Origin of the sequence: Streptococcus sp. HMSC067A03 (genome assembly GCF_001814295.1) — a bacterium.
In the GTDB taxonomy this organism is placed as follows: domain Bacteria; phylum Bacillota; class Bacilli; order Lactobacillales; family Streptococcaceae; genus Streptococcus; species Streptococcus constellatus.
The window spans coordinates 1-228 of sequence record NZ_KV815661.1 but is presented as its reverse complement, the minus strand read 5'-3'; positions in this window follow the sequence as shown (position 1 = coordinate 228).

The following is a 228-nucleotide window of genomic DNA, read 5'->3' as shown; positions in this document are numbered from 1 at the left end:
CACATCTTTTTGGAAGCACAGTAGCCAATGTTGATCGCCTCATTCAAGAACTTGACTCGATGACTTCTGACAGGCTGGAAAAGGAGGACTGGAAAGCTGTCAATGATGACCAATTCATCAAAATCCAGTTGATTGAAATAGGGGCGAATCAACCGAAATAGGGGCATTAAATAACAAGAACGACGATAAAAGCAGCTTCTCTCCAGTCCGGTGAATCCGAAGAAATTG